21 protein-coding genes are annotated in these 25,003 nt (G+C 61.9%); 10 read left to right on the plus strand and 11 right to left on the minus strand.

Annotated features, from left to right (window positions below):
- From ACTQXI_RS05760 to trxA, 8 genes are all read right to left on the minus strand, one after another.
- On the minus strand, positions 1 to 669 hold the full coding sequence (locus ACTQXI_RS05760; protein WP_229770728.1) for an HAD family hydrolase: 669 nt from the start codon (positions 667 to 669) through the stop codon (positions 1 to 3).
- A 124-nt stretch (positions 670 to 793) separates the two neighbouring features.
- The gene (gene hypE, locus ACTQXI_RS05765; RefSeq protein WP_441048942.1) at positions 794 to 1,828 is read right to left on the minus strand and encodes a hydrogenase expression/formation protein HypE; all 1,035 of its coding nucleotides are present in this window, start codon (positions 1,826 to 1,828) and stop codon (positions 794 to 796) included.
- Positions 1,829 to 1,909: 81 nt separating this feature from the next.
- On the minus strand, positions 1,910 to 3,025 hold the full coding sequence (hypD, locus tag ACTQXI_RS05770) for a hydrogenase formation protein HypD (protein ID WP_441048941.1): 1,116 nt from the start codon (positions 3,023 to 3,025) through the stop codon (positions 1,910 to 1,912).
- Positions 3,025 to 3,285, minus strand: coding sequence for a HypC/HybG/HupF family hydrogenase formation chaperone (locus ACTQXI_RS05775; RefSeq protein WP_154518167.1), 261 nt, complete (start codon positions 3,283 to 3,285; stop codon positions 3,025 to 3,027). The genes hypD and ACTQXI_RS05775 overlap by 1 nt, the downstream gene beginning before the upstream one ends.
- A 134-nt stretch (positions 3,286 to 3,419) precedes the next feature.
- The gene (gene hypF, locus ACTQXI_RS05780; RefSeq protein ID WP_441048940.1) at positions 3,420 to 6,095 is read right to left on the minus strand and encodes a carbamoyltransferase HypF; all 2,676 of its coding nucleotides are present in this window, start codon (positions 6,093 to 6,095) and stop codon (positions 3,420 to 3,422) included.
- Between the two features lie 117 nt (positions 6,096 to 6,212).
- Positions 6,213 to 6,719: a nickel-responsive transcriptional regulator NikR gene (gene nikR / locus ACTQXI_RS05785; RefSeq protein ID WP_441048939.1), complete on the minus strand. Its 507-nt coding sequence runs from the start codon at positions 6,717 to 6,719 to the stop codon at positions 6,213 to 6,215.
- A gap of 1 nt (position 6,720) precedes the next feature.
- Positions 6,721 to 6,969, minus strand: coding sequence for a hypothetical protein (locus ACTQXI_RS05790; protein ID WP_006235225.1), 249 nt, complete (start codon positions 6,967 to 6,969; stop codon positions 6,721 to 6,723).
- A 219-nt stretch (positions 6,970 to 7,188) separates the two neighbouring features.
- Positions 7,189 to 7,509 carry a thioredoxin gene (gene trxA / locus ACTQXI_RS05795; protein ID WP_441048938.1) on the minus strand — a complete coding sequence of 107 codons (321 nt, stop codon included), beginning with the start codon at positions 7,507 to 7,509 and terminating at the stop codon, positions 7,189 to 7,191.
- Between the two features lie 136 nt (positions 7,510 to 7,645).
- Between trxA and ACTQXI_RS05800 the strand changes: the two genes are divergently transcribed.
- Entirely contained in the window at positions 7,646 to 8,221 is a 576-nt protein-coding gene (locus tag ACTQXI_RS05800; RefSeq protein WP_441048937.1) for a hypothetical protein, read from the plus strand.
- Between the two features lie 60 nt (positions 8,222 to 8,281).
- On the opposite strand, the gene ACTQXI_RS05805 is transcribed toward ACTQXI_RS05800, so the two are convergent.
- Together ACTQXI_RS05805 and ACTQXI_RS05810 are read right to left on the minus strand one after the other, a co-directional pair.
- Entirely contained in the window at positions 8,282 to 9,541 is a 1,260-nt protein-coding gene (locus tag ACTQXI_RS05805; RefSeq protein WP_441548415.1) for a sensor histidine kinase, read from the minus strand.
- Between the two features lie 17 nt (positions 9,542 to 9,558).
- Entirely contained in the window at positions 9,559 to 10,281 is a 723-nt protein-coding gene (locus ACTQXI_RS05810; protein WP_441048935.1) for a LytR/AlgR family response regulator transcription factor, read from the minus strand.
- Between the two features lie 242 nt (positions 10,282 to 10,523).
- Here ACTQXI_RS05810 and ACTQXI_RS05815 point away from each other — a divergent pair, with 242 nt between their 5' ends.
- From ACTQXI_RS05815 to ACTQXI_RS05835, 5 genes are all read left to right on the plus strand, one after another.
- Positions 10,524 to 15,329: an MBG domain-containing protein gene (locus ACTQXI_RS05815; protein ID WP_441548416.1), complete on the plus strand. Its 4,806-nt coding sequence runs from the start codon at positions 10,524 to 10,526 to the stop codon at positions 15,327 to 15,329.
- Between the two features lie 265 nt (positions 15,330 to 15,594).
- Positions 15,595 to 16,620: a quinolinate synthase NadA gene (gene nadA / locus ACTQXI_RS05820; RefSeq protein WP_154518146.1), complete on the plus strand. Its 1,026-nt coding sequence runs from the start codon at positions 15,595 to 15,597 to the stop codon at positions 16,618 to 16,620.
- 56 nt (positions 16,621 to 16,676) lie between these two features.
- Entirely contained in the window at positions 16,677 to 18,053 is a 1,377-nt protein-coding gene (locus ACTQXI_RS05825; protein WP_441048933.1) for an L-aspartate oxidase, read from the plus strand.
- Between the two features lie 3 nt (positions 18,054 to 18,056).
- Complete coding sequence (gene nadC, locus ACTQXI_RS05830) at positions 18,057 to 18,917, plus strand: carboxylating nicotinate-nucleotide diphosphorylase (protein WP_441048932.1); 861 nt, start codon at positions 18,057 to 18,059, stop codon at positions 18,915 to 18,917.
- The gene (locus ACTQXI_RS05835; protein WP_441048931.1) at positions 18,917 to 19,462 is read left to right on the plus strand and encodes a transcription repressor NadR; all 546 of its coding nucleotides are present in this window, start codon (positions 18,917 to 18,919) and stop codon (positions 19,460 to 19,462) included. Before nadC ends, ACTQXI_RS05835 begins: the two co-directional genes overlap by 1 nt.
- A 236-nt stretch (positions 19,463 to 19,698) precedes the next feature.
- Here the strand turns inward: ACTQXI_RS05835 and ACTQXI_RS05840 are convergent, their stop codons facing one another.
- A complete protein-coding gene (locus tag ACTQXI_RS05840; RefSeq protein WP_158564522.1) occupies positions 19,699 to 19,950 on the minus strand; it encodes an indolepyruvate ferredoxin oxidoreductase subunit alpha in 252 nt (83 codons plus the stop codon).
- A gap of 590 nt (positions 19,951 to 20,540) precedes the next feature.
- On the opposite strand from ACTQXI_RS05840, the gene dnaK reads away from it, so the two are divergent.
- The 4 genes from dnaK to ACTQXI_RS05860 all read left to right on the plus strand — a co-directional run bounded on the left by dnaK (position 20,541) and on the right by ACTQXI_RS05860 (position 24,840).
- Positions 20,541 to 22,433 (plus strand): molecular chaperone DnaK, encoded by a 1,893-nt coding sequence (gene dnaK / locus ACTQXI_RS05845; protein WP_154518137.1) that lies wholly within the window; start codon positions 20,541 to 20,543, stop codon positions 22,431 to 22,433.
- Positions 22,434 to 22,435: 2 nt separating this feature from the next.
- Positions 22,436 to 23,278 carry a nucleotide exchange factor GrpE gene (locus ACTQXI_RS05850; protein WP_441048930.1) on the plus strand — a complete coding sequence of 281 codons (843 nt, stop codon included), beginning with the start codon at positions 22,436 to 22,438 and terminating at the stop codon, positions 23,276 to 23,278.
- A gap of 107 nt (positions 23,279 to 23,385) precedes the next feature.
- Positions 23,386 to 24,351: a DnaJ C-terminal domain-containing protein gene (locus tag ACTQXI_RS05855; RefSeq protein WP_154518131.1), complete on the plus strand. Its 966-nt coding sequence runs from the start codon at positions 23,386 to 23,388 to the stop codon at positions 24,349 to 24,351.
- A gap of 72 nt (positions 24,352 to 24,423) precedes the next feature.
- On the plus strand, positions 24,424 to 24,840 hold the full coding sequence (locus ACTQXI_RS05860; protein ID WP_427719306.1) for a heat shock protein transcriptional repressor HspR: 417 nt from the start codon (positions 24,424 to 24,426) through the stop codon (positions 24,838 to 24,840).
- Positions 24,841 to 25,003: the final 163 nt, after the last annotated feature.

Genomic DNA, 25,003 nt, shown 5'->3' on the forward strand with positions numbered 1-25,003 from the left:
CTACTCGCCCAGCACCAGCGCCGCGAGCTCTGCCTGGCTGTCCACCACGTAGTCGGCGCCGGCGGCTTCCAGCTCTGCGCGGCCGCGGAAGCCCCAGCTGACGCCTGCGCTCTTAAGACCGGCGTTGTGGCCGGTCAGGATATCGACATTGGAATCGCCTACGTAGAGCGTGGTCGCCGGGTCGGCGCCCAGCTCTTCCATCACATGCAGCGTGACGGGTGCTTCGGGCTTGGGCGGAAACGCATCGACACGGCCCTGTACCAGCGCAAAGCGCTCGGAACCAAAATACTTCTCGATAAGCGGGGCCGCCGAGACGTGGTCCTTGTTAGTGAGCACGGCAAGCTGCACACCCGCGGCACGCAAGCGGTCGAGCATCTCGATCGTGCCGGCATAGGGGGCGGTGTGGTCCTCCTTGTGCTCGCCGTAATAAGCCCTAAACTCGGCAAGCGTCTGCTCAAACATACGGCCGTCGCCCGCGTACTCGGCGGGCATAAAGCGCTCAACCAGCTTGAGCATGCCGTTTCCCACCTTGTAGCGGTACTCGTCAACGGCAAACGTGGGCCAGCCGTGCGCCTCGCAGGTATGGTTGCCGGCGGCTGCCAGGTCCTCGAGCGTGTTGAGGATGGTGCCGTCCAGATCGAAGATCACATGGGAAAAAGCTGCTGCCATGAAAGCTCCCGTCATTGGGTTTTAAAACGCACCCCATAATACTGGGCTTACGCGTTGGGTGTGCTTGGAATCTGAACATCTCCAGGGATATCAGGTGACATCGCGCCGACTGTGCGATTCCGCCCTAGCAAATCCTTGGCAGCTGCTCTCCCACGAGCATGTCGAGGATGCGGGTCGAGCCCCAGCCGGTGCGCACGCGCACGGCGGGACGGGAGCCCTCGGCAAGCGGCAGCACGCGACCGATGATGGCGGCATTCTCGCCGTAGCGGGCGGCGCGCATGGCGCTCAGCGCGGCATCGGCCTGCTCGGCCGGCACGACGGCAACCATCTTGCCCTCGTTTGCCACCTGCAGCACATCGCAGCCGAGCATCTCACATGCCGCCTGCACGTCGGGGCGCACGGGCACGGCATCCTCGTCGATCTCCATGGCAACACCGCTGGCCTGGGCAAACTCGTTGAGTGTGGACGCCAGTCCACCGCGCGTGGGGTCGCGGAAACAGCGCGTGCCGGGCGCTGCGGCCAAAACGTCGGCAATCAGGTGGTTGAGCGGCGCGGCATCGCTTTCGATCGTGCTCGAAAATGCCAGGCCCTCGCGTTGGCTCATGATGGCGATCCCGTGGTCGCCGAGTGTGCCTGACACCAGGATAACGTCGCCGGGGCGGCAGTTGGCGCCGCTGAGCGCCACGCCCGTGGGAACCTCGCCCACGCCGGCGGTATTGATGTAGACGCCGTCGGCCCCGCCGCGCTCGACCACCTTGGTGTCGCCCGTGATTATGGACACGCCCGCCTCGCGCGCCGTCTCGGCCATCGTCTGCACAATCTGGCGGAGCTTATCCATGGGATAGCCCTCTTCGAGGATAAAACCGCACGATAGGTAGCGCACGTTGGCGCCCGAGGTCGCGACATCGTTGACGGTTCCGCACACGGCGAGACGGCCGATGTTGCCACCGGGGAAGAACTGCGGCGAGACTACAAAGCTGTCGGTCGACATGGCGATGCGCCCGCTCGCGGGCAGCGCGGCGACGCCGGCGTCGTTGCCTTCGAGCAACTCGGGCGTCCCAAAGGCATCCAAAAAGACCTCATCGATGATGCGTTTCATCATCTGACCGCCGGAGCCATGGCCCAAAAGGACGGTGCTATCGGTGATGCTATGGGACATATCCAAAACTCCAATCGAGGGTGGAATTATATGGGTGAGGCGCAGCGTCGACCAGTCCGCCGCTCGTTAGAACGGCGGAACCTAATAGTCGCGGTAGCGGTAGTACGCCGCGCAGCTGCCTTCGGAGCTCACCATGCACGGGCCGACGGGGTGCTCGGGCGTGCAGGTGCGGCCAAAGAGCGGGCAGTCGCTCGGCGTAATGGCCCCGCGCAGCACGTCGCCGCAGCGGCACCCACGCGGCTCGACCGTCGCCTCAACGGGCACGTCAAAGCGGGTACGGGCATCAAAGCGCGAGAACTCGGGGCGGATGGAAAGGCCCGAGCTGGCAATCGGCCCCAGCCCGCGCCATGTGGTGTCGCATGGCTCAAACACCTGCTCGACCAGCTGTCGCGCCACGGGGTTGCCGCCTGCGTTGACGCCACGGCGGTAGGCGTTGCCAATCGTAGGCCTGTCCTCGACAACCATCTGGACCAGCATGCAGATGCCTTGCAGAATATCGACCGGTTCAAATCCCGTGACCACGCCCGGGGTATCGAACTCGTCGACCAAAAAGCTAAAGGGCGCCAAGCCCGTGATGGTGGCGACGTGGCCCGGCAGGATAAAGCCGTCGATGGCGGTCTCGGGATCGTTGGCGATGGCGCGCAACGCCGGCGGCGTGGTCTTGTGGGCGCAATAGACCGAAAAGTTCAAAAGCCCGCGCGTCTCGGCCTCCAAGATGGCAGCGGCGATGGTGGGCGTTGTGGTCTCAAAGCCGACGCCCATAAAGATGACCGGGCGTTCGGGATTTTGCTCGGCAATGTCGAGTGCGTCGAGCGGAGAGTAGACGATGCGGATATCGCGCCCTGCCGCCTTTTGCGCTGCGAGCGAGGTGGACGATCCGGGCACGCGCATCATGTCGCCAAAGGTGGTGATGATGGCGCCGTCTATGTTGGCGAGCGCGATCGCGTGGTCGATGTCACGGTTGGCGGTAACGCAGACGGGGCAGCCCGGGCCGCTCAGCAGCTTGAGCCCAGCCGGCATAATGGAGCGAAAGCCATAGCGGCCGATGCTCACGGTGTGTGTGCCGCAGACTTCCATAAGGTTGATGGTACGGTCGCCGACAAGACCGCGAATGCGTTCGATGAGCTCGCGAGCCAGCTTGGGGTCGCGAAATGCCGAAAAGTCGATACCGGAGCGCACCGGCTGTCCGGCCGCCACTAGTATGCCTCGGCCGGGTTACTGGCCAGTTGGTCTTCTTCGGCCAGTTCGGTCATGGCGTTAACGAGCTCGAGCGTTTCTTGCGCTTCCTGCTCGTCGACGATCTGGATGCCAAAGCCGGCGTGTACGAGAATATAGTCGCCAACCTGCGCCGTTGGCACGAGTCGCAGCGACACGGGGCGCTCGATGCCCATCATGTCGACGGTAGCCTTGAGGCCGTCGTCGCGTTTGACTACTTTACCGGGGACGGCAAGGCACATATTGTTCCCCTTTTAGACGCTTTGCGCTGGATGGGCGCTCAATAATCCATCAGTTGATGGTAACGCTCGCGGGGTTCGCGGGCAAACGCGTTACGCCTGTGAGACGGCTGGGCACAGCGGTGTGCGAGAGCGAGCTACTGCGATGCGATCTGCGCAAGACGAGCGCTTGCGACCGCCGCCTGACCGTAGGCGATGCAGCCGTCATTGACGGGCACGGTATGGGGGATAAGGACAGTAAGACCTGCGCTTTTGAGCTCGCGGGTGAGGAGCTGGAGCAGAAGTCGGTTCATGAACACGCCGCCCGAGAGCGCGACGGTGTCGATGCCCTCGCACGCGCAGATCTCGCTGGCGATGCGTGCCGAGGAGCGCGCGACGGCGACATGGAAGTCGAGTGCGAGCCTGTCGGCGGGCACACTGGCTCTGGTTCCCTCCAAAAGCGCCGCAAAAAGTGAGCTGGGGCTCAGGACGAGAGACCTGCTCGAGGTTGCTTGGACAGTTAGTTCAGATTTGTACTTTTTAGAGTGGTAATGGGTGGTATAGATCGTCTGCGAGGGCCCCGAATGGGTTGATTTGGGGTATCCGGCGGGCGAATTAACCGCAAATGAGGTGCCTGGAGAGCCCTCTTCGGGGTAATCTGAGCCAAAACCGTTGGTTAGAGGGTCTGTTTTTAATACAAATCTGAACAAACTGTCCAGTCGCAATGGGTCAGATGCGGAACAGCCGTCTTTATCGCCGGGAACATGGGTAATTTTGCTACCGAGCGCGCGCCAGGCGGCGGCTTCGAGTTCGATGGCGGGCTCGCCTTCGTAGGTTGCCTGCCCGCAAATGCCCAAAACTGCAGCGGCGGCGTCAAAGAGACGCCCCATACTGCTCGTGCGTGGGCTGTTGATGTTCCGCTCGATCATCGTTGCCGTCACGCTGCGTGTTTGCTCGTCTAGGCCGTCCAAGAGCCGCTCGGCCCCCGGATGTTCAAGCAGGCCGAGCTCGCTGAGCAGGGCAAAGGCGTTGCGGCGGGCGTCGCGCACGGAGGCCGCCCCGCCGGGGAGCGTCCAGGTGCGCAAATGCGCGGCGCGCTCAAAGCCGCCAAGGCTGGCAACAAGAAACTCGCCGCCCCAAATGGTCCCATCGGTGCCGGCGCCGGTGCCGTCAAAGGCGATGCCAAGGACGCGCGCGTCGGTTGTAAGCTGGCCCGCGGCAATCGCCTCTGCCATTACGCTCGCGATGTGCGCATGATGGTGCTGCACCTCGACGAGCGGCAGATTGCATTTTCGCGCCTGCTCGCGCGCCCACTGGCTCGATAGATAGCTGGGGTGTAGATCGCAGGCCAAGGCGGCGGGCGCCAAGTCAAAGAGATCTTCCAAGCGCGTGCGCGCGGCGTTCCAGGCATCGAAGGTCTCGCCGTTTTCAACATCACCGATATACTGCGACACAAAACAGGTCGCCTCGCCGTTCGTCCCTTCACGCGTGAGCGCAATCGTGGCCTTTTGTTGTGGCCCGCAGGCGAGCACGCAGGACGGAGCGCCGTCGAGCGCCGGCAACGGCAGCGGCTGGGGTGCATATCCGCGAGCGCGGCGAACGGGCATAACGGCGCCGTTCGCCGCGCGCACCACAGAGTCGTCGTAGCGCGAGAGAATCGCACGGTCGTTGCCAAGTAGCGCGTCAGCGATGCCGGCGGCAACAAGGTGCTCCCATGCAAGGGTATCATCGGTCTCGATAGGTTCCTCGCTCAGGTTTCCGCTGGTCATGACGAGCGCGTGCATACCGCGGGCTTCTGCCGCGGCAAGCAACAGATGCTGAAGCGGTGTATAGGGGAGCATAACGCCAAGCTCAGGAAGGTTGTGCGCGACGGACGGCGCGAGCGCGTTGGGGGAGCCGCCGCTCTCGCAAACGGCACGTCGGCGCAGCAGCACGATGGGGCGAATGCTGCCGGCCAGCAGGCCGCGTTCAACGTCGTTGACATGGCACAGGCGTTCAACATCTGCAAGGCCGCGCACCATAACGGCAAGCGGCTTGTTGCTGCGGCGCTTGCGACGGCGCAGCTCGGCTACCGTCTTCTCGTTGGAGGCGTCGCATGCCAAGTGAAATCCGCCCAGACCCTTGATGGCGATGATACCGCCGTTGGCCAGCAGCTCAGCACAGCGGTCGATAATGGCATCGCTGGCCTCGCGCGTAGATCCGATGGCTGGCGTTGCATCGGCGGTCGCTGGGGCAACGCCGCAATCCGCCTCGCGCCACGTAATGTGCGGCCCGCAATCAAAGCAGGTATCGGGCTGCGCGTGAAACCGCCGGTCAAGCGGGTTGCCATACTCTGCGGCACAGGTGGGGCACATGGGAAAGCAATCCATCGAGGTGGCCGCTCGGTCATAGGGCAGCGACCGGATGATGGTAAAGCGCGGTCCGCAGTTGGTGCAGTTGATAAAGGGATAGTGAAAGCGTCGGTCGGCGGGGTCGAACAGCTCGTGCAGGCAGTCGTCGCACGTGGCGATGTCGGGCGAGACGAGCGTCGTGTGGGCGGTTTGATCCTGCGATGCCACAATGCGAAAGCCCCGCTCGTTGGCGGCGTCCCAGTCGCCGGGCGCTAGGTCCATAACCTCGACATGCTCCACACGAGCTGCCGCAGGCGTATGCTCGGAAAGCGCGGCGACAAATTCGTCGAGCGCCTCGCTTAGGGCGTGCGCCTCGATATGCACGCCATCGCCCGCGTTAAGCACCCAGCCGCAAATGCCGTGCGCCATGGCCTCGCGATACACAAATGGCCGCATGCCAACGCCCTGCACAATGCCCGTTACATGGATATGCGCATGTCGCATGCGACCCTCCTTCATCGAGACCTGCCAAAAAGGGACAGGTTTATTTTGGTAGGTAAAACGTTAAACCTGCCAAAACAAACCTGTCCCTTTTTGGCAGGTGCGCCGCGCAAAGACCCGCTACAGCCCCAGGCTCTGCTCGGTGGCGGCGCAGGTGAGCTCGCCGTGCTTAACGCCGCGCAGGCCCAGCAGACGGTCAGCCAGCTCGTAGACACGCTCGCCGCGACCCTTGAGCGCCAGAATCTCCAAGCAGTTGTGGTGGTCCAGATGCACGTGCATGGTCGAGACAATCTCGTCGGTGTAGTCGTGCTGCACCTCGTCCAGACGGCGCGTCAGATCGCCGGTATGGTGGTCATAGATCATGGTGAGCGACCCGATAACCTGCTCGTTGGGCGTCCGCATCTGCTCCTTGGCAATGGAGGCGCGAATCAGGTCGCGCACGGCCTCGGAGCGGTTGGCAACGTCGCCGCGGCGCGCGATTTGCTCGTCAAAGCGGCGCAACAGGTCGTCGGGCGCGGTGACCGAAAAACGGACCAGCTCGGAGGCGGAGGCGCTGAGGCGGCGGCCCACGTCGCCGGTCGGCCCGTGCGGATGCTCGTGCTCGCAGGCGTGTTCGTGCTCGGCCACGCTACACCAGCTTTACGGAGCCGACGGAGTTGTGATCTGCCTCGATGGCCTCCTCGTAGCCCTCGAGCGCATCGTGCGCCTCGTGGAGCGCCGCCATGGCGGCCTCGAGCTTGGCGCCAATGCGCTCCATGTCAAAGTTCTCGGTCGCATGCAGCAGCTGATGGCTCCACTCGTGGGCGAGCTCAATGGTGTCGTCGACCTGCTTGACGCTCATGGCAAGCTGGCTCATGTTCATTCCGACGTCATGCATGGGAATCTCCTTTTGTACGGGTCTAATCAGTGGTTCAGATTCTACTACGCCCGCTTTACGCATCGCCGCATAAGAAAACGGGTGCGAGTCCGTCTGACCCGCACCCGTTCACTGGGGGCTGTTTGTGATTACCATACTATCCGTGGTCGCGGGTGCAACACCCGGCTCTCCGGCGAGCGGCACAAAACCACTCATGGACGGCAACACATGACCGGCGTATTACAGGTGCTTCTCCAGCAGCGCCTGCAGCCTGGCCTTGGGCAGCGCGCCGACGGAGCGGTCGATTTCCTCGCCGTTCTTAAAGACAACCAGCGTGGGGATGCTCATAACGCCAAACTTCATGGCCAGGTCCTGATTGTCGTCGACGTTGCATTTGGCGACGGTAATCTTGCCGGCCAGCTCGTCGGCCACTTCGTCAACAATGGGCGAGAGCGAACGGCAGGGACCGCACCACGGTGCCCAAAAATCAACCAGCACGGGAAGGCTGCCGTCAACGACGGAATCGAAATTCTCGGGGGTAATCTGCTTAATGTCAGCCATGGTGACCTCCATAATGCGACGCGGCTCTGCCGCGTAAAACTCAGTACGACTGTGCTTATACCCAACGGCCCGCAATGCAACCACTCGCGGGCGGCTCTTTTATATAATGGTGGGCATGCAAACGATTGGAGAGCGCATGCCCACGTCACAAAGCCAGAAAAAAGAAGCCATCGCCCAGGCGACCGAGCAGGAGCTCGCATCGCTCGCGGGCCGCGGCGTGCGTATCGCGGGTAACGCGTGCTCGCCAATTGTGCTGGTAAAAGGTGATTTAGACGATGCCGAGCGCGCAGGTGGCGAGTTGGCTGCCGGTCCAGACGGCGTCGCGTTGCGTAAGGCGCTCGGCGCCATCGGTTACGCGCCCGAGGATTTCTGCGTGCTGGCAAGTGTTGCCGGCGCGGGCGACGGGGCGGTTGCGATAGGCGAGGACCTGCCGTGCGAGCTGTTCCGCGAGGCGCTCGAGTCTTTGGATCCCGAGGCGGTCCTGCTGCTGGACGATCGCGCGGCCGATACCATGCGCGAGACCTACGCAGACATGCTCGTGGCGATCGACGACTTTGATACCGCCATGCTCAAGCCCGGCTTGGTCGCCCACGTGCAGGGTCGTCGCGTACTCGCGCTCGACGGCTTTGAGGCCGCGCTGACCGACAAGGCCGCCAAGCAGCGCATGTGGGCCTACATCAAGCAGCTGACCCCGGCCGCCGCGCCGCTGTAGCGGACTGGCGCCGGCAAGGCGGTCCTGATGGGTCGAGCGCGGCGCCGACTTGTCGCGCCCTTACATCACTGCGCGAAACTCAAACCGATCGCCGTGAATGCGAAACTGGCAGTTGCCGTTCATGCGCTCGACGGCAAGCTTAATGCTCCTGGTTCCAAAGCCGTGTCCGGTGTGCTCGGCCACGGGCATGCCGTCGACCATGCGCGGCGGGCGCCCAAACGTGTTGGAGACCAAAAGTAGCAGTTGTCCGTCCTCGCAACGCAGGTCCAGATCGACAAATCGCTTGCCCTGGGGAGCGGCGCTTGCGGCGACGATGGCGTTGTCCAGGGCGTTTGAGAGCACGCTAAACAGATCGACGTCGGCTACATGGACGCTCTCGGGCACGGCGGCGCGCAAATCGGCGCTGATGCCGTTTCGGTTGATATCGGAGCTAAATGACGAAAGCACGATATTGACCGTGTCGTTGGCGCAGTAGCGGCGCACAGCGGTGCGGTCGTTTGTCTCGCAGAGCTCGTCGATGCGCTCGAGCGCCTCGTCGATGCGGCCCTCCTCGATCAAAGCCGCAAGGCCGCGCAGGAAGTGCCGCATGTCGTGGCGGAGAACCGAAAGCTCACGTCCAGATTGGCGCCAGGCCTCAAGCTCCTTGATGGCTGCGCTGTCGCGGGTCGCGAGCATCCAGCGCTCGCGCTCGGCGATTTCCTTTGCCTCGTATTCGCGCAGATACACAGTAAGAAACATGAGGTAGAACGCGCAAAGCGCAAACGCCAAAAACTCAACCGTCACCACGGAGCCCGAGTGGAAGAGCGTGGTGTAGACGTTGGTGGCGTAGTCAAAGATGTAATAGACGAGCGGCAGGATGAGCAGAATCTCGAGCTCGGTGGGGGTTTTAACCGCCAGGCGCGGACCGATGTCGCTGGCCCAATGCAGCAGGATTGCAAAGACGACGGCCGTGGTGATAATGCGTGCCGCGTAGTACGCGATTTGCGAGTCGGTGGCGGCGAGCGCGGCGATGCCCATCCAGTTGCTAAACTGGCAGCTCAGATAAGCACTGGTGACGCCCAGCATAACGAGCAGCGGGTTCAGGCGATAGCGCGCGCACAGGTAGATGACGAGCGGCAGATGCACGACGAGCGGATATACCTGACGGGCGAAAAGCTCGCCGCCGACGGCATTGGCGAGGCCGAATGCGCATCCGGTTACGGCGCCGACCATCACCAGCTCAAGCGCATGACGCCGGTTGATCTCGATACCGCAGAGCGCCGCCGAGGCAAAAACGCCAAAAAGCAGGGTCGTTGCGTGGTGGATTGCCCAAAGTACCATCTCGGCCGCGGGGAGCATTAGCGCCTCCCGCTCTCGAACCGTGCCGCAAAGTAGGCATCCTGGAAACCCTGCTTGCAACTGCGCGCCAGCGGGATGCAAGCGCCCGAGCGCATGACGATATCCGTACGGTTAAAGTGGTCGATATTGCGCAGGTTGACCTGGTAGCTACGGTGACATTTAAAGAAGTTCGCGTTTTTGGCCAGCTGGTCCTCGATGTTGCGGAACGGCTCGAGCGCCTCGATATCGCGCCCGTCGCGCAGGTGGAATACCACGTGCTTGTTGCGGGCCTCGGCGTATTCGATATCGGACAGGCGCAGGGCATGGTATCCAAAGGACGTTTTGGTCACGAGCTCATCGGTCGCGTCAGGTCGCATGCGCGAAAGCTCGTCGAGCAGTTGCGCCAGGCGTTCGTACGTTACGGGCTTGAGTAGGTAGTCGAAGGCGCGGACCTCATAGGACTCCAGCGCGAACTCGGGCGATGAGGTGAGGAACGCCAGACGCACGGCTGTATCGGATTGGCGCAACTCCCGCGCGGTGTCCATGCCGTTGACGAGCGGCATGATCATGTCGAGCAGAATGATGTCGGCGCGCGATGCGGCATGGCGGGCCAGCAGGTCCTCGCCGCGCGTGACGAGTGCAACGTCGACCGCCGTGCCCGTCTCGGTCGACCAGCGGTCGATCATCCGGTGCAGTCTATCTAGAAAAGCGACGTCGTCGTCGCAGGCGATGATCTTGAGCATTCGGGCCCCCTTAGTAGTTCGATTTTGCCACATTGGGTGCGCGCCGCCCGCGGAGGAACACCCCGTTTGCGCCCCACGGTGCGCAACTCGCGCTGAGCGGCAGGGCGTCAGTTTTGACGGCCGCACAATACTCCATGGATACACATGTCAATCGATGCCGGCGGTCGGACGGGGAGTCAGGCCGACCGCCGGCGCCAAGCGATAGCGAACATTGCGAAAGCATAGGGGTAAGGGGAGCCGTGATGAGGGAGAAGAAGATGGGGATGCGCAGACTTGCTGCTTGCGTGCTGGCTGCAGCGCTGGCGCTTGGGGGCGTGGCGACGACGCTCGCCACGCCTACGGTAGCCGAGGCGTATCCGTCCGCCGCGATCAAACCGAAACACCTGAAAAGCGAGCTTTCGTATGGCGAAAGTGATGTAATCCAACTTTCCGGCGGCAAAGACTATCGGTTTGCCGGCACGGTTGATATCGACCACTATGAGGTCGAGGGTGGCACCAAGGAGAACCCGACCCGCCTATATTTCACTGACAGCTCGTCTCTGGGCGGTCCGCTGACCGTCGAGCGTGACCTTACATATTCGCAACACCCGCTCTTTGTGCTCAAGGGCGGTTATGTCGAGTTTATCGGTGATTCGGGTATCCCGACCGAGGTACGCTGCGATGGAAAAACGTTTTTGAGCGATAGCAATGATTACGAAGCGCGTGGAGGTGTCGATAAACCGAATACGGGCAAGAGCCTCAACCTTTCCGTGGAAAACCTCAAGCTTGTTTCAAGGACCGAGAACAAAGATACCGATCGGGCAATCACGCTCTATGGAACCATGGGTGCGGGGGAGACGGCCAGCTTCACGAACGTGAGTGTCAGCGGTTGGAAATGCTGCAAGAACAGCGCATTCAATGTTGACCAGGGTAATGAAATTTACGAAGCCTCGCCGGCGCCTGTAACTATCAGAGGCAGCCAGGTCGCGGTGGATGCAACGTTTGTCAACTGCACGTTTAAGAATAATAGTGATGACTGCGTCGGCGCCTTGAGCGTGGTCGGGCGGTCGAAGACTCCAAAAGTTACGTTGAACGGTTGCACGTTCGAAAACAACAGTCAGGGAATGATTGCATGCGACGAGATGAAGGTTGAGAGCGGTCATGTGCATGCGGGCAATATTGGCGTCAAAAATGCCATAGTTGCCCTGAATAACTGCAGTATCCGTTCAACAAATAACACGTCATGGAATGGCCCCTGCTCTTATATGTTCAATGTGTGGGGTATTCAATATCAGATGCACATGACGAGTGCCATTGCGGTGGCAAAGGATGCGTCGTGCACCATAAACGGTACGGTTATCGACGACTTGTACGTGTTCCCTTCTAATTACTTTAACGGTCACAAAATAATCAGTCATGACGAGAAGCGCTGCGCGGTTTACGCCCTTGGTTCTGTGACGCTCGCTGGCAACACGAAGGTCACTACGGCCAAGGCGAAGGGTGTCGATGCGTCCGATGTCGGTAGCTACGGTAAGGTTCATGTCGATAAGTCTTTTACGGGCGAAGCCGTCCTGTCTGTCGACGATACCAAGTTCGATCCCGAGTCCAATAAGCAGGATTACTACTATGGGTATGTGAACCTTGGCACGAGCGATCTTTCGCAGGAGGATCTTGCGAGCAGGCTCAAGTTTGCTAATGCCGACCTTGCATACGACGTTACCGATGGCAAGGTCAAGGTTATCCATCGTAAGCACGAGCACGAGTGGGCCTATTCCATCAACAAGGATGGGTACAGCATCGCGGCTACGTGCAACGGACAGTATGAGGCCTCGCACTGTGTCTACTCCAGGGACGGCGAGACGATCTCGCTGATGTCGTCCAAGAGCGGCGACCTGAGCTTTACCTACAACGGCAAGCAGCGCGACGCCGTGCTTGCTACGACCAAGCCGTCTCAAAAGGACAACGCTGTAGCCCAGGGCAAGGTAAAGATTGTGAGCGCACGCTTTTACCGTTTCGTGGATGAGAATGACACCGTGGGCATCGAGATGGAAGGGTCGCAGCCGTGCGATGCGGGCACCTATCGCGTGGTGGCGACGGTTGCCATCGAGGGGCAGAGCGATGTTACGCTCGAGCGCGTGTTCAAGATTAACCCCGCCTCGCTTGCGGAGAAGGACTCCAACCGCAAGGATCTTTGCAAGGTCGAAATCATTGGCTACGACAAGTTGAAGGATAACGTCAGGTTCAGCAACGGTGACGTGCTCAACGACGTTCCGTCTTATGAGTGGACGGGTGAGGAGATAACGCCTCGCATTAAGGTGAAGTATAAGCTTGGCGACGAATGGGTTGAGCTTAAAGAGGGCGTCGATTTCGAACGCCTCGCTTGGGGCGAATCGATTTCGGAGAAAGATCCAGGTGCGTACCGGAGCCAGCTCTGGGGCCTGGGAAACTTCGCATCCTACGAGTCAATTTTCTCCTGCAAGTTTTTCTACTGGAGCATCTACGGCACGCAGTTCGAGAATGTTCAGGCCAAGGGCTTTGACGGCACCTACGATGGCATGGCTCACTCGCCGTCGGTGACGGTCGACAATGCCCCCGAGGGCATGCAGATCAAATATAGCGTCGATGACGGTTTACTGTACGAAGACCGAATCCCCTCCTATACCAATGTCACGCGCGATATCTATGACAACGTGTGTGCTGAGACAATTAAGTACCGTATTACCGCACCCGACTACGTGCCGGTGAAGGGTGAGCTCCAGATTATGATCCGCCCCGTCGATCAGGCCGCTCCCAAGGACGTCAAGACGACGGCCGCGACCGGGCATGCTTTGGCGGATGGCAGCATCGACGGGGTTGATAACACCTACGAGTGGAAAGCCGAGGCCGCCAGCGACTATCAGTGGATTGCCGAAGGCGAGACGTCGGTTAAGGGCCTCGCCGCCGGCAAATACAGCGTTCGCCTTAAGGCCGACCGTAACCATAACGCCTCCAAGGCCCTGACGGTTGAGGTCAAGGACGGCCCTAAGAAGGCCGACGGTAACGGTTGGAAGCACGACGACGCCGAACACTGGAACACCTGCACCTGTGGCAAGGAGGACGTTGACCGCGCAAAGCATGACTTTGAGTGGGTCGTCGTCAAGGCCCCCACGGCAACCGAGAAGGGCTCCAAGCAACAGAAGTGCAAGGTCTGCGGTCACAAGCTGGCCGAGGTCGAGATTCCGGCTGCCGCCATCGTTGGCTACTCCGACAAGTACGACGGCGACTATCACACGGTTGATGCGACGAGCCTGCCCGAGGGCGCGACGGCCCAGTACAGCACCGACGGTGAGAACTGGTCCCCCGAGGCCCCCAAGATTAAGGACGTCGGCACGCTGACCGTTGCTTACCAGGTGACGATTGACGGTGCGACCGCCGAGGGTGAGGTCACGCTCGAGGTCAAACCGCGCGCGATTACGGTCACCGCCCAGGACGCCTCCAAAACCTACGGCGAGGCCGATCCCGTGTTTACGTGGGCGATCACATCCGGCGAGCTTGTCGAGGGCGAGAGCCTTCAGGGCATTGAGATTAAGCGCGAAGATGACGACAACGTGCGCGACGGCGGCTATGCTCTGCAGCTGACGCAGGCCAAGGACGTCAACCCTAACTACAACATCACGTTTGTCGACGGCGTGTTCACCATCAACCAGCGCCTGCTTACCGTGACATGGGGTACCAGCGAGTTTGTTTACGATGGCAAGGAGCACTGCCCTGTGGCCACGCTCGGCAACGTCATCGGCAAGGATGACCTTGGCGCGACCGTCGAAGGCTCCCAGACCGAGGCCGGCGCTTCTTACACGGCGACCCTCAGTGCACTGACGGGCAAGGCCGCGGGCAACTACGCGCTTCCGACTGAGGGCCTGACGTGCGACTTCTCCATCAAGAGCGCCGCGCAGGGCGCGCCGGTGGTCCAGGTTGCGGCCGAGACCGTGAGCGGCAAGCGTGACGGCAAGATCACGGGCGTCGACGCGACGATGGAGTGGCGTGCCAAGGGTGCTGACGAGTATCAGGCGGTGGACGAGGGCACGGCCGAGCTTACGGGTCTTGCCGCCGGCACGTATGAGGTGCGCTACCAGGCCAAGGCCAACTACGACGCTTCTTCCGCCACCGAGGTTACCGTGGCGGCCGGTCCCAAGCTGGTCGTGACGCTGCCGAGCAATCAGGTGGGCTACGCGCTCACCTCGACGGCAACCGAGCTCGATTGGCACGGGACTGCAACACTCACCATGGGCATCGACAGCGCGTACTTTGCGGGCAAGGACTACACCGTCAAGGTCAACGGCAAGGCCGTTAAGCTTTCCGCCAAGGGCACCTATGAGCTCAAGGATGTCGAGGGCGACGTGAACGTGACGGTCGAGGGCGTGCTTAAGCACGAGCCCGACGGCTCCGGCTGGGCACGCGATGCCAAGAACCACTGGCATAACTGCCGCTGCGACGACATCATCGACAAGGCCGGGCATACCTTTAAGTGGGTCGTCGACAAACCGGCGACTACCGAGGCCAAGGGCAAGAAACACCAGGAGTGCACCGTCTGCGGCGAGAAGGGCGCAACCGAGGAAATTGCGATTCTGGTACCCGAGATCATCGACGGTAAGGGTCAGACGATGGTGGTTGACGCCGCCAAGGACCTGAGCTTCCGTTCGAGCGCACCGCTCGCGTTCTTCCAGAAGGTACTGGTCGACGATAAGGAGGTCGCCCCCGAGAACTACGTGCTCACCGAGGGCTCTACGATCGTGACGCTCAAGGCGAGCTTCCTGAATACGCTCGGCGTGGGCGAACACAGGCTGAGCGTGGTTTCGACCACGGGCACGGCCGAGACGACCTTTACCGTTGCCGAGACTGCCAAGCCCGCTCCTGGCCAGACCACTACGACTACTACGACCACGACTACGACTTCCAAGCCTAAGAAGAGGGCTAGCAAGGAGGCGTTGCCTGAGTCCGGCGACAGCACTTATGTCATTGCGGGTGCCGTACTCGCTGCCGGTGTGGCAGTCCTGCTGCTGGCGTGGGCCATCATGAAGCGCCGCGCTTAACCGCGCACCAGCTCCCAGCGGGTCCGGATCGAGCGATCCGGACCCGCTTTTATGCCCACCGCCTCTCGGACCAAGATAAAACGGGCCGCTCGAACCGTGTGGCAGATCCATTTTCGACTGTCCTCAGCTTGCCAGTTCGAAAATGGACCCGCCCCAAAATTGAATCCTTATTCCAACTTTACACCTGGCTTTACAGCTGTCTTGTCAGCTGTAAAGCCAGGTGTCATACTAAAGCCCCAAGATTCGCCAAAAGAGAGGGGCCTTGATGGCACAGAGCGCGAACATGGATGCATCGGAGCTTGCACGCGATATCGCGGCCGGCCTGGCATCGGCAACGACGGCAACGGAGCGCGCGGCACTGGTGCCCGCAGAGCTCGTCGAGGCCATTCATCAGCTAAAAACCCAACGTGACGCAGTGATCCTGGCGCACTATTATGTGGCGCCCGAGGTTCAGGCTGTGGCCGATTTCGTCGGCGACAGCTTCTACCTGGCAAAGCTTGCCAAGAGCCTGCCGCAGCAGACTATCGTGCTGTGCGGCGTGGAGTTTATGGGCGAGAGCGCCAAGCTGCTCAACCCCACCAAGACCGTGCTGCTGCCCGAGCCGGGCGCGGACTGTCCCATGGCGCACATGGTCAAGCACGAGACGGTCGACGCGGCGCGCGCCGAATATGGCGACGACCTGGCCGTGGTGTGTTACGTCAACTCGACGGTCGAGATCAAGAGCTGGAGTGACGTGTGCGTTACCAGCTCTAACGCCGTCAAGATCGTCTCCGAGCTGCCGCAGCAGCACATCTTGTTCATTCCCGACCAGAACCTGGGCCGCTTTGTGGCCGAGCAGGTGCCCCAAAAGCACGTCATCCTCAACAACGGCTACTGCCCGCGCCATCACATCATCACCGTCGAGCAGATCGTCGACGCGCAGGAGGCGCACCCCGACGCGCTCGTGCTGGCGCACCCCGAGTGCAAGGCCGACGTCCTGGCCGAGGCCGACTACATCGGCTCCACTGCCGGCATCATCAAGTATGCCGAGGAGTCGGACGCGAGCGAGTTTATCATCGTGACGGTCCGCGGCGTGCTCTACGAGCTCGAGCGGCGCTGCCAGGGCACCGGCAAAAAGTTCTACTTCCCCGCGGTACAGCCCACCTGCGTCAACATGGATCTCATCACGCTCGAAAAGCTCGTGCGCTGCCTGGAGACGGGCGAGGGCGAGGTGCAGATTGGCGTGTCGGATGAGGCCGCCGACCAGGCCAAGCTCACGCTCGACCGCATGCTCGAATACGCGGCTCGCTAGGACGATGTGACATGAGGGACCATCCCTTATGCCACATTACAAGGGAGAGGATTCCTGTGGAAACCAAACAATGCCCCGACATGGAGTGCGACGTCGTCATTGCCGGTTGCGGCGTGGCGGGCCTATACGCGGCCCTCAATCTGCCGACGAGCACGCGCGTGATCATGCTCTCCAAGGGCGCTGTCGACGAGTGCGATTCGATGCTCGCGCAGGGCGGTATCTGCGTGCTTCCCGAAGGCTCTGACTACGACGCCTTCTTTGAGGACACTATGCACGCCGGCCACTACGATAACCGCCGCGAGAGCGTCGACATCATGATCCGCTCGAGCCGTTCGGTCATCAACGACCTGCTGGCCATGGGCGTGGACTTTGAGCGCAAGGCCGACGGCAGCCTCGACTTTACCCGCGAGGGTGCGCACAGCCGCCCGCGCATCGCCTTCCATGCCGACATTACGGGCAAGGAAATCACGACCAAGCTCCTCCAGGCCGTTCGCAAGCTGGATAACGTGCAGATTTTGGAGCACGTGGCCATGACCGACATTCTGACGGGCGAGCGTGATGGCGCCACGGCGTGCCTCGGCGTCGTCGCCGTTCCCGTGGACGAGGACAACTCGGTTCGCCCCGCCGACGAGCTGGCAAATGCCGCCGAGGGCGTGCATGCCGGCGAGCCGTTTAAGATCCATGCCCGCCACACGCTGTGGGCGACAGGCGGCATCGGCGGTGTATACGACCACTCGACCAACTACCCGCAGCTCACGGGCGATGCCTGCTACATCGCCCAGGAGCATGGCATTAAGATGGAGCACCTGGACTACGTGCAGATTCACCCCACGGGACTGTTCTCGCCGCAGCCGGGCCGCACCTTCCTGATCAGCGAGAGCTGCCGCGGCGAGGGCGCGATTTTGCTCAACGCCGCCGGCGAGCGCTTTACCGATGAGCTTCAGCCGCGCGATGTGGTCGCTGCCGCCATCCGCGAGCAGATGAAGCAGGATGGTACCGAGCACGAGTGGCTGAGCTTTGCCCCCGTTGAGCGCGACGTGGTAACCGGACACTTTGCCAACATTCGCGCACGCTGCCTGGAGGACGGCCGCGACATCTTGGACGAGCCCATTCCCGTCACACCCACGCAGCACTACTTTATGGGCGGCGTGTGGGTCGACAAGGACGGTCAGACCTCGATGCCCGAGCTCTACGCCGCCGGCGAGACGGCCTGCAACGGCGTTCACGGCAAGAACCGCCTTGCATCAAACAGCCTGCTCGAGGCGCTGGTCTGGGGTCGTCGCGCCGCGTGGCACATGCGTACCGGCCAGTCGCTCGCCGTGGAGCAGGCGGGCGAGCCCGCGCTCGATGGCCGTCATCGCGCCCTGAGCGCCGACACCCTGGCAATCGATGATTTGGCCCGTGCCGCCGGCACGCAGGCCGTGGAGGAGTAGACCATGAACCCCATTACCATGAAGCTCGTCGTCGATGATCTGATTCTGCAGGCTCTGCGCGAGGACATTACGTTTGAGGACGTGAGCACGGCGAGCGTGTGCCCCACGGCGCGTCCCGCCACGGTGGAGCTCATCGCCAAGGCCGATGGCATCATCGCGGGCCTGGATGTGTTCGCTCGTACCTTTGAGCTGCTGGATCCGCAGAGCTCGGTGCTGTTTGACGTTGCCGATGGCGACGAGGTGCACGCCGGCGACCATGTGGGCCAGGTACGCGGCGATGCGCGCGTGCTGCTTTCGGGCGAGCGCGTGGCGCTCAACTACCTGCAGCGCATGAGCGGTATCGCTACCTATACGCACCAGATGGCTGCGGCGCTCGAGGGCACCAAGACCGTGCTCGTCGACACGCGCAAGACCACGCCGGGTATGCGCGTCTTCGAGAAGGCCGCGGTCGAGATCGGCGGCGGCAGCAACCACCGCTACAATCTGTCGACGGCCGTCATGCTCAAGGACAACCACATCGACGCCGCCGGCGGCGTGACGCGTGCGATCGAGATGGCGCGCGCCCATGCATCGTTTACCGCGACGGTCGAGATCGAGTGCGAGAACCTGGACATGGTGCGCGAGGCCGTGGAGGCCGGCGCCGACATCATCATGCTCGACAACATGACCCACGATGACATGGCTGCCGCGATTGAGTTTATTGCCGGTCGCGCCAAGACCGAGTGTTCGGGCAACGTGGATGCCAGCAATATCCGTGCGCTTGCCGACCTGGGCGTTGACTTTATTAGCTCGGGAGCGTTGACGCACTCTGTGCCGATTCTCGACCTCTCGCTTAAGCACCTGCGTCTGCTGGACGGTAAATAATGGACGCCCGCGAGCGTCGCCGTTCCATCATGGGCGTGCTCGAGCGAGCCAAAGACCCCGTCTCCGGCAGTACGCTTGCTCGCGAGGTGGGTGTGAGCCGCCAGGTTGTCGTGCAAGACATCGCCCTGCTGCGCGCCGATGGGCACGATATCGTGGCGACCAATCGCGGCTACGTGCTGCAGGAGGCCCCCAGCAGCCCCGCCGTGCCCACGCGCCTGGTCAAGGTTCGCCATAGCGTGGAGCAGACAGGCGATGAGCTCACGAGTATCGTCGACGCCGGAGGCGCCGTGCTCAACGTGATCGTCAATCACCGCGTGTACGGTAAGATCACGGCCGACCTGGACATCCGCAATCGTCGCGATGTTGAGCGCTACCTGCACGATATCGAGAGCGGCAAAAGCTTTCCACTACTAACGGTGACGAGCGGCTATCACTTCCATCGCATCGCGGCAGAGGATGAGCAAACCCTCGACGAGATCGAGGCTATGCTCAAGGAGAAGGGCTATCTGGCAGACCTGATGCCCTACGAAGACGATCTATCGTAGCCGATGCTGCAAACGCCCCTAAGCGGCAATCTGACGTTCAATCGTCGGTCGCGTACAAAAGTACGCTTCCCTCCTCTTTCACGTCACCTTGCTCGCTCAGGGGCGTTTTCGCTGACTTATGCTCAACCTGCGACGGTGCCAAATTAGCTATCCGCACAAAAAGAGGCCTCTGCGGCGATGCGGAGGCCTCCTTTTTTGTGCACGGTGTACTTGTGAGTGTGCAAGTGGGGGAGTTGTTACTCCTCGACGATCTCGGTGATCGCGCCGGCGGGGCAAGCGTCCTGGCAAGCGCCACAGGCGACGCAGGAGTCCTCGTCAGCAACGGTAGCGACGTCCTGGAGCTCCAGAACGCCAGCGGGGCAGGAGTCGACGCAAACGCCACAAGCGATGCACTCGTCGGCATCAATTACGGGATGAGCCATGGTAGTTTCCTCTCTGTTGACCGACGCTACAGGCGATGCGCGCCGGTTTGATTCGGGCAAAAACATACCACGTGAGCGACCGTTTGCAATACCCTCTGGCCGGCATCTTCATACCATTCGCCGAGTATGCCACGGCTTACTAAGAAACGCACAGGTGAGGCTGGTGAGCTGTGCAAATGTTAGCTAAAGGTGACTCGAATTATTGAGCAATTGAGTGGGCTTTCGGAAAGCGCATCCCGTTATCTGGTCGAAAAACGGGTCGCAGTTTCCGGTTGGGCCCGCTAGCGGAAACTGCGACCCGGTATCAGCTCTCAAAACGGGATACGGTTTCCGGTTGAGCCTTCAGACGGAAACTACGACCCGGAATCCACACTCAAACCGGGACGAGCTTTCCGTAAAGCAGCCCCAGGCACCCCCGGCCCAAACCTCAGCCATCTCTACATAGATCTCGATAGATTTGCCGAGAACTCAATCAGCGCATCTACCTGCGTATTCGAGAACCTAAACTCTAAGTGATAAGAAATCTTATATGAATTGACTTAGATTTTGTATATTCCGGTCCATAAGGGGATACACTACATCCTGAAAGACAAACCGAAAGACCGCTTGGCAGACCGCCGAGTCGGTGCAAACGCACAAGAGAGAGGGAATTTCTAATGGGCAAGATTCTTGGTATCGACCTTGGTACTACTAACTCCGCAATGGCCGTTCTCGAGGGCGGTTCTCCGACCATCATCGTGAACGCCGAGGGCGACCGCACCACCCCGTCTGTCGTGGGCTTCCGTGCCGACGGCGACCGCGTCGTGGGCAAGGCCGCTAAGAACCAGGCGGTCACCAACCCCAAGAACACCGTGTTCTCCATCAAGCGCTTCATGGGCCGCAAGTACTCCGAGTGCACCTCCGAGCTCAAGACCGTGCCGTATGAGGTCAAGGAGGGCCAGGGTGGCCGTGCCGTCGTCGACATCGAGGGCAAGGAATACACCGCCGAGCAGGTGAGCGCCATGACGCTCGCAAAGATGAAGGCCGACGCCGAGAAGTATCTGGGCGAGACCGTCACCGACGCCGTCATCACCGTCCCGGCCTACTTCAACGACGCCCAGCGCCAGGCCACCAAGGACGCCGGTAAGATCGCCGGCCTCAACGTTAAGCGTATCGTCAACGAGCCGACCGCTGCCGCTTTGGCCTATGGCCTGGACAAGCAGGGCTCCGACCAGCGCATCCTGGTCTTCGACCTGGGCGGCGGTACCTTCGACGTCTCCATCCTCGACCTCGCCGACGGCGTGTTTGAGGTTCTGTCCACCTCGGGCGACAACCACCTGGGCGGCGACGACTGGGATCAGCGCGTCATCGACTGGATGGCCGATAAGTTCCAGCAGGAGAACGGTGTCGACTTGCGTCAGGACCCCATGGCCCTGCAGCGTCTGAAGGAGGCCGCCGAGAACGCCAAGAAGGAGCTCTCCGCCGCCCAGCAGTCCACTATCAACCTGCCGTTCATCACCATGAACCAGTCCGGCCCGCTGCACCTCAACTACACGCTGACCCGCGCCGAGTTCGAGAAGATCACCCGCGACCTGCTCGAGCGCTGCAAGCAGCCTGTCACCAACGCCCTGCGCGACGCTAACCTTAAGCTCTCCGATCTGACCGAGGTCATCCTCGTCGGCGGCTCCACCCGTATGCCCGCCGTCCAGGAGCTCGTCAAGACCATGACCGGCAAGCAGCCCAATATGTCCGTGAACCCCGACGAGGTCGTTGCCGACGGCGCTGCCGTCCAGGGCGGCGTGCTCACCGGCGACGTCGAGGGCATCCTGCTGCTCGACGTTACCCCGCTGTCGCTGGGCGTCGAGACCATGGGCGGCATCATGACCAAGATGATCGACCGCAACACCACGATTCCGACCTCCAAGACCGAGGTCTACTCCACCGCTGCCGACAACCAGACCAGCGTCGAGATCAACGTGCTCCAGGGCGAGCGCGAACTTGCCCGCGACAACAAGTCGCTCGGTAAGTTCCAGCTGACCGGTATCCCGGCTGCCCGCCGCGGCGTGCCGCAGATCGAGGTCACCTTCGACATCGACGCCAACGGCATCGTCAAGGTCTCCGCTAAGGACAAGGGCACCGGCAAGGAGCAGCAGATCACCATCTCCGGCTCCACCGCTCTGTCCGACGAAGAAGTCGATCGTATGGTCAAGGACGCCGAGGCTCATGCCGAGGAGGACAAGAAGCAGAAGGAAGAGGTCGAGGTCCGCAACCAGACCGACAGCCTGTGCTACTCCACCGAGCAGACCCTCAACGAGCTGGGCGACAAGGTTTCCGCCGACGTGAAGTCCAAGGCCGAGGCCGCTATCGCCGATGCCAAGAAGGCGCTCGAGGGCTCTGACGTCGAGGCCATCAAGGCCGCTGGCGAGTCCCTGCAGTCCGTGGCCTACGAGCTGGCTCAGGTTGTCTACGCCGACGCTCAGCAGCAGACCGACGGTGCCGCCGGCGCCCAGCCTGCCGACGATGACGTCGTCGACGCCGACTACGAGGTTGTGGACGACGAGGACAAGTAATCATGTCCGCCCGTAAAGCTCGCACGGAGGCGGCTGCCGTTGGAGCCGCCCCCGTTGACTCTGAGGAGAAGGACGTGAAGATTCCCGTAGAGGCCGTCGACGAAACCGAGGCCAACGAGGCCGAGGCGGCCGAGGCTGTCGAGAACCAGGTAGAGGATTCCAACAAGGAGGCGACGATGACCGAGGACGAGATGGTGGAAGCCGCTATCCGCGCCGGTGAGGAAGCCGCCGACAACGACTTTAAGCTCAAGTTCGAGCAGGCCCAGAAGGAGCTTGCCGACGTGCGCAACGAGCTCGATGCTGCGGCAGAGGCTCAGAAGGCTGCCGAGGACAAGGCGAAGGACGCCACCGAGCGCACCGCCCGTCTGCAGGCCGACTGGGAGAACTTCCGTCGCCGCACCGCCAGCGAGCGTATCGCCGAGCGTGAGCGCGCGACCGAGAAGCTCGTCACTGCGCTGCTGCCGGTGGTCGACGATATCGAGCGTGCGATCGACCATGCCCGCAGCCAAGAGCTTGCCGACGACTTTAAGCAGTTCGTCGACGGCGTCGACGCGGTGCATGCCAAGCTACTCGATGTGTTTGCGCACGAGGGCGTTGAGCCCATCGACCCCAAGGGCGAGGCGTTCGATCCGCTCGAGCACCAGGCTGTGGGTCGCGTCGAGGACTCGTCGCAGTACGACGAGACCGTCAACGACGTGTACCAGAAGGGCTACCGCATGGCGGACCGCATCCTGCGTTCCGCGATGGTGACGGTGACCTACGGTGGCGAAAAGCGCCCCGCACCGGAGCCCGAAGCGGCGCCCGAGGATGCTGCGGCCGATACGGCCGAGAGCACCGAGGAGTAATTGAGAAGGGCCCCGGGGCAACACCCGGGGCCCTTTCTGGCCTAGTGCCATATGAAAGCATGAGCCGCCGCCCGCTGGGCGACGGATAAAACAGGAGAGGAGCTACGATGGCTGCAGGCAAAACCTTCTATGACATCCTGGGCGTATCCAAGAGCGCCTCCGACAAAGAGATCAAGAGCGCGTTTCGCAAGCTCGCGCAAAAATATCACCCCGACGCCGGCGGCGACGAGGCCAAGTTCAAGGAGATCAGCGAGGCCTACGAGACGCTTTCGGACGAGAAGAAGCGCAAAGAGTACGACCAGATGCTCATGTTTGGCGGCATGCCGGGCGCAGGCGGCGCGTATGGCGGCGGCTACGGTGCCGGCGCGGGTGCCAGCGGCTGGGGCGACATCTTCGACAGCATCTTTAGCGGCAACGGCGCTTGGGGCAGCGATTGGGGCTCGGGCTTTGCCGGGGCTGCGGGCGCTGCCGGTGCCGGCGCGGGTCGCAGCCGCGCTCGCAAGGGCGGCGACCTGTCGCTGACCGTCGATGTGACGGCCGAGGACGCGTTTCGCGGCGTGACGCACAAGGTCACCTATCGCATTCCCTCGACAGGCGAGCAGCAGACCATTACGGTCTCGGTGCCCGCGGGCGCGGTCGACGGCGGCAAGCTGCGCTACAAGCGTCGCGGCGAGTATGGCGTCGCCGGCGGCGAGCGCGGCGACCTGGTCGTGACCACGCATGTGGAGGAGCACCCGCTGTTTAAGCGCAAAGGCGCCGACGTGACCATGGAAGTACCGGTCTCGGTCTACGAGGCGGCGCTCGGCTGCACGGTGGACGTGCCCACGCCCGGCGGTGCGACGGTCCGTTTGAAAGTGCCTGCGGGTACTCAGACGGGCAAGAAGTTCCGCTTTAAGGAGATGGGGGCGCCCGACGTTAAGCACCGTGGCCGTACGGGTGCGCTGCTCGTCGAGATCAAGGTACAGGTTCCCACGAACCTATCCGATGACGAGCGCGATGCCATGACCAAGCTGCGCGAGGCCGACACGCGCGACTACCGCGAGAAAGTTAACCGTTACAAGGCGACGTTCTAGGGCGGTCGCGGTGCACGCCCACGCCTGCGGGCTTATGATGGACGATAACGAGACGGAAAGGGGTCAGGTAGCATGGCCGAGGACAATAGGAACAAACCGCTGTACATGATCAGCGTGGCGGCCGAGCTGACCGGCATGCATCCGCAGACTCTGCGCGTCTACGAGTCCAAGGGTCTGGTGAACCCCCAGCGCTCGGGCGGCAACACGCGCCTGTATTCGCGTGCCGATATCGAGCGCCTGGAGCTCATCAACCAGCTGACCGACGAGGGCATCAACCTTGCCGGCGTGGTGCGCATCCTCGATATGAAGGAGCGTGCCGAGGAGCGCGAGCGCGAGAACGAAAAGCTCCGCGCCCGCATGCGCCAGCTCGAGGACGAGCTGCACGAGTACAAGATGCAGAAGAAGATCACCTCCCTGGCCCCGCGCGATGGCTCGGTTAATCCCGAACAGGTCATGCGCAAGCTACTGGGTGCCGGCGGGGATCTCTAGGTTCCGCCGTTCTAACGAACGGCGGACCGGTCGACGCTGCGCGCCGCCCAGAGCGACAATTTGTCATTCAAAAGGCAAGGCATGACCAGAAGGTCTATGCCTTGCCTTTTTCATGCCAACTTGTTCGCTCTGGACGTCGCTCGCTGTCCATCCTCTACCTGCG

Origin of the sequence: Collinsella sp. LCP19S3_C9 (assembly GCF_052121575.1) — a bacterium.
GTDB lineage: Bacteria > Actinomycetota > Coriobacteriia > Coriobacteriales > Coriobacteriaceae > Collinsella.

Excerpts from the sequence above, each read along its gene's own strand:
- ACTQXI_RS05850 (WP_441048930.1), top strand. The coding sequence starts at position 22,436 with ATGTCCGCCCGTAAAGCTCGCACGGAGGCGGCTGCCGTTGGAGCCGCC.
- ACTQXI_RS05790 (WP_006235225.1), bottom strand. The coding sequence starts at position 6,969 with ATGCATGACGTCGGAATGAACATGAGCCAGCTTGCCATGAGCGTCAAG.
- ACTQXI_RS05815 (WP_441548416.1), top strand. The coding sequence starts at position 10,524 with ATGAGGGAGAAGAAGATGGGGATGCGCAGACTTGCTGCTTGCGTGCTG.
- ACTQXI_RS05855 (WP_154518131.1), top strand. The coding sequence starts at position 23,386 with ATGGCTGCAGGCAAAACCTTCTATGACATCCTGGGCGTATCCAAGAGC.
- ACTQXI_RS05805 (WP_441548415.1), bottom strand. The coding sequence starts at position 9,541 with ATGGTACTTTGGGCAATCCACCACGCAACGACCCTGCTTTTTGGCGTT.
- ACTQXI_RS05840 (WP_158564522.1), bottom strand. The coding sequence starts at position 19,950 with ATGTTTTTGCCCGAATCAAACCGGCGCGCATCGCCTGTAGCGTCGGTC.
- ACTQXI_RS05775 (WP_154518167.1), bottom strand. The coding sequence starts at position 3,285 with ATGTGCCTTGCCGTCCCCGGTAAAGTAGTCAAACGCGACGACGGCCTC.
- hypF (WP_441048940.1), bottom strand. The coding sequence starts at position 6,095 with ATGCGACATGCGCATATCCATGTAACGGGCATTGTGCAGGGCGTTGGC.
- ACTQXI_RS05810 (WP_441048935.1), bottom strand. The coding sequence starts at position 10,281 with ATGCTCAAGATCATCGCCTGCGACGACGACGTCGCTTTTCTAGATAGA.
- dnaK (WP_154518137.1), top strand. The coding sequence starts at position 20,541 with ATGGGCAAGATTCTTGGTATCGACCTTGGTACTACTAACTCCGCAATG.
- nadA (WP_154518146.1), top strand. The coding sequence starts at position 15,595 with ATGGCACAGAGCGCGAACATGGATGCATCGGAGCTTGCACGCGATATC.
- nadC (WP_441048932.1), top strand. The coding sequence starts at position 18,057 with ATGAACCCCATTACCATGAAGCTCGTCGTCGATGATCTGATTCTGCAG.
- ACTQXI_RS05860 (WP_427719306.1), top strand. The coding sequence starts at position 24,424 with ATGGCCGAGGACAATAGGAACAAACCGCTGTACATGATCAGCGTGGCG.
- ACTQXI_RS05800 (WP_441048937.1), top strand. The coding sequence starts at position 7,646 with ATGCCCACGTCACAAAGCCAGAAAAAAGAAGCCATCGCCCAGGCGACC.
- ACTQXI_RS05760 (WP_229770728.1), bottom strand. The coding sequence starts at position 669 with ATGGCAGCAGCTTTTTCCCATGTGATCTTCGATCTGGACGGCACCATC.
- hypE (WP_441048942.1), bottom strand. The coding sequence starts at position 1,828 with ATGTCCCATAGCATCACCGATAGCACCGTCCTTTTGGGCCATGGCTCC.
- trxA (WP_441048938.1), bottom strand. The coding sequence starts at position 7,509 with ATGGCTGACATTAAGCAGATTACCCCCGAGAATTTCGATTCCGTCGTT.
- ACTQXI_RS05835 (WP_441048931.1), top strand. The coding sequence starts at position 18,917 with ATGGACGCCCGCGAGCGTCGCCGTTCCATCATGGGCGTGCTCGAGCGA.